The organism is Hydrocoleum sp. CS-953 (assembly GCF_002260545.1).
Lineage (GTDB): Bacteria > Cyanobacteriota > Cyanobacteriia > Cyanobacteriales > Microcoleaceae > Trichodesmium.
In genome coordinates, this window is record NZ_LGSU01000581.1 from 1 (window position 1) to 3,725 (window position 3,725).

General features: G+C 37.3%; 3 protein-coding genes. 1 reads left to right on the forward strand and 2 read right to left on the reverse strand.

Annotated features, from left to right (window positions below; genetic code table 11):
• The coding region (dnaB, locus tag AFK68_RS36350; RefSeq protein ID WP_246844030.1) for a replicative DNA helicase at positions 1-1,765 on the forward strand (1,765 nt) is incomplete at its 5' end.
• 473 nt (positions 1,766-2,238) lie between these two features.
• On the opposite strand, the gene AFK68_RS38260 is transcribed toward dnaB, so the two are convergent.
• Both AFK68_RS38260 and AFK68_RS36355 read right to left on the reverse strand, forming a co-directional pair.
• A complete protein-coding gene (locus AFK68_RS38260; protein WP_210407260.1) occupies positions 2,239-2,397 on the reverse strand; it encodes a hypothetical protein in 159 nt (52 codons plus the stop codon).
• A 786-nt stretch (positions 2,398-3,183) separates the two neighbouring features.
• Positions 3,184-3,348: a hypothetical protein gene (locus AFK68_RS36355; RefSeq protein ID WP_168186343.1), complete on the reverse strand. Its 165-nt coding sequence runs from the start codon at positions 3,346-3,348 to the stop codon at positions 3,184-3,186.
• Between the last annotated feature and the right edge of the window lie 377 nt (positions 3,349-3,725).

Sequence of the window (3,725 nt, forward strand, 5' to 3'; positions counted from 1 at the left end):
CTTAACTACTGCTGATACTATCTGTAGGAAAAATTTTCTCACAGATATCGGAAACCTTCCCTCGGAAAGTCAGAGTTTAGACTCCGATAGATTCAATTTAGCCACACCGGATAATTCTCGGAAGGAGCAATTAGAAAGTCGGGAAATTTTCTGGGATAAATTGGTGAGTCTGATGGAAAAGTTTGCCGAATCTAAACATAGTTCAGTGGAAAAGTTTGCCGAATCTAAACATAGTTCAGTAAATAGTAGAAGGGGAAAAATACCCTCTACTAAAAATTCTGAGAATTTAACTACTATTGATACTATTTCTGGAAAAAGTATTCTGACAGATATCGGAAACATTCCCTCGGAAAGTCAGAGTTTAGACTCGGATAGATTAAATTTAGCTAAACCGGATAATTCCTGGAATGAGCAATTAGAAAATACAGATATTTTCTGGGATGAAATTGTCTCTATAGAACCAGTAGGAGACAAGCAAGTATACGATCTGACCATACCAGAAACTCATAATTTTGTAGGTAATGATATTTGTCTTCACAATACTAGCTTTGCTGTAAATATTGGTCATAGTATTGCCGCTAACCAAAAGTTACCAGTCGCTATTTTTAGTTTGGAAATGTCTAAGGAGCAATTGGTATTAAGACTATTAGCTAGTGAGGCAAAAATTGAAAGTAATAGACTACGGTCTGGGCGTATTAGTCAGAATGAATGGGAACCTTTAACTTCCGCTATTGGTACTCTTTCGGAAATGCCAATTTTTATTGATGATACTCCTAATATTACTGTTAATGAAATTCGTTCCAAAGCTAGACAACTTCAAAGTGAACAAGGTGGGGCGTTAGGATTAATTTTATTAGATTATTTACAGTTAATGGAAGGCAGTAATACTGATAATCGAGTCTTAGAGTTGGCAAGAATTACTAGAAATTTAAAAGGTTTGGCGCGGGAACTTTCGGTGCCGATTATTGCTTTGTCTCAACTTAGTAGAAGTGTGGAGTCTCGAACTAATAAAAGACCAATGATGTCTGACTTAAGGGAGTCTGGTTGTTTGACTGCCGAGACTTTAATTTATTTAGTTGATGGTAAAAAGATTCCTATTTCTCGTCTGGTTAATCAATCAAATTTTCCTGTTTTTGCTTTGAATGAAAATACTGGAAAATTTGAGTCGGCGATGGTGAGTCGGGTGTTTTCTACTGGGGTTAAACCTATCTTTCGTCTGCAAACTTCTTCGGGAAAATTGATTCGCGCGACGGCTAATCATCCTTTCTTTTCTATGGGGGGTTGGAAACAGTTGAATAGTCTGAATATTGGGGATTCTCTTGCTATTTTGAGTCAAAAAATGCTTAAATGTTCAATATTGTATTGTGGGCAATTTCTGTCTCAAGCAGATCTTGGGCCAAAATATGGTGGAAAGTTAGGGTCTGTTGTTAAGTCTCGTGAGTGGGAAGGCTGTACGGAAATTGATGTAGAATGGGATGAAATTGTCGAAATAATCCCTGATGGGGAGGAGGAGGTTTTTGATTTAACTGTTCCTGGTCTTCATAATTTTGTGGCGAATGAGATTGTCGTTCATAACTCTATTGAGCAGGATGCCGATCTAGTTATTATGCTTTATCGAGATGAGTATTATTCCCCGGATACTCCAGACCAAGGTATTGCTGAGGTTATTATTACTAAGCATCGGAATGGTCCGACTGGTACGGTGAAGTTGTTGTTTGACCCCCAGTTTACTAAGTTTAGGAATTTGGCAATTAATAAAAGATAAGCTTTCAGCGGTCAGCTTTTAGCAGTTAGCTTTTTTCCTAAGTTTAGAGTCTGCTAAAAGAGCAATAGAACTCCGTTCCCCTTCGCGATCGCTCTTTCCATGCTAAGAGGCAATCAAATATTCAGGAATTTTCCCAGGAACAATGCCAGAAATATTTTCATCTTGTGAAGCTTCCAGCAAATACTTGTTTTTCCCTCGTCAAATATTTCCATCCATCCCTCCTCTGTGAAAAATCACTAACATTTTCATCCTCTGAAGCTCCAAAAAGTTCGGCGCGTTAAAGGAATTTTCCCAGAAGCAATGCCAAAAAAATTTTCATCTTGTGAAACCCGTCAATATTTGTTTTCCCTCGTCAAATATTTCCATCCATTCCACCTCCGTGAAAAATTACCAATATTTTCATTCTCTGAAGCTCCTGAAAAAAAGTTCGGCGCGCCAAAGGATTTTTCCCAATAGCAATGTCAAAAAAATTTTCATCTTATGGAACTTCCCGTAAATAGTTGTTTTACCCTCGTCAAATATTTCCATCCATCCCACCTCAGTGGAAAACCACAAACATTTTCATTCTCTGAAGCTCCTGAAAAAATCGACTCGTCAGGCGATCGCTCTTTCCATCCAGTGGAAAACCACAAACATTTTCATTCTCTGAAGCTCCTGAAAAAAAGTTCGGCGCGCCAAAGGATTTTTCCCAATAGCAATGTCAAAAAAATTTTCATCTTGTGAAACCCGTAAATAGTTGTTTTACCCTCGTCAAATATTTCCATCCATCCCTCCTCCGTGAAAAATCACCAACATTTTCATTCTCTAAAGCTCCTGAAAAATTCGGCGCGTCAAAGGATTTTCGGTTGCAGCCTCAGAATTTTTGTGATATCATAAAATTTAGCTGGGGTCGTTCGCATATACGCATGATTTTTTATTCAACCCAATTTCCTTGTCAGAAGGACAATCAAGTATTCAATAATTTTTCCTATCAAATTGCTGATATTTTCAAGATGAATGTTAGGAAGCGATAGAACGACCTTCCGCGAGAGCGATCGCTCAATCCATTTTTTTTCATCATTAAATTTTTCCATCTAACCTCGTCTATGGAAAACCACAAACACTATCATTCTGTGAAGCTACCAAAAAAAATCCGCGCGTCAAAGGATTTAGGGTTGCATCCTTGCATTTTTTCTGATATGCTCATATTGAGATGTGCTTATTCGTATATGTACATGACTTTTTATTCAATCAAATTTCCTGATCAGAAGGACAATTAAATCTTCAATAATTTTTCCTAGAGCAATAACAGAAATACTTTCATCTTGTGAAGCACTCCTAAATCCTGGCTTTTTCCTGATTAAATTTTCCATCCATCCTCTTTTCAGTTATCAGTTATCCGCCTTCAACTCAAATTACTGATATTTTCAAGATAAATGTTAGGAAGCGATAGAACGACCTTCCGCTTCGTGATCGCTCTTTACCATCCAGTGGAAAATCACCAATATTTTCATTCTCTGAAGCTCCTGAAAAAAAATCGCGCTGCCAAGGATTTTTGGTTGCAGACTCACAATTTTTCTGATATTATAAAGTTTTAATGGCATTATTCGTATTTAAGCATGATTTTTTATTCAACTAAAAATATTATAGCTGGTCAGCGATCGCCTCTTCAGTTATTAGCTTTCTACTTAAAATAACAATCCTTAAAAGATAAAATATTAGACAGTAATAGAACTCCATTCCGCTTCGCGATCGCTATTTCTATTTTTCGGAAGTCTTTTCCCTTGGATCTATTCCATATTTAGCAGCCAAAGCAAGTCCAACTGGCATCAAAACTGCCACCGCAGCAGCATTACTCATTCCCTCTGTCAAAAAAAGTAATAATCAAAACCATTGCCACAAAACAAACAATACCAGAATTAATCCACGATCCCAATAAAGTTTCTGCCAATGCTTGTGCTGCTCCCGTATCTCTTAAAAC

Bases quoted from the DNA above. Each gene is read 5' to 3' on its own strand.
- AFK68_RS36355 (WP_168186343.1), bottom strand. From the start codon at position 3,348: ATGCCATTAAAACTTTATAATATCAGAAAAATTGTGAGTCTGCAACCA.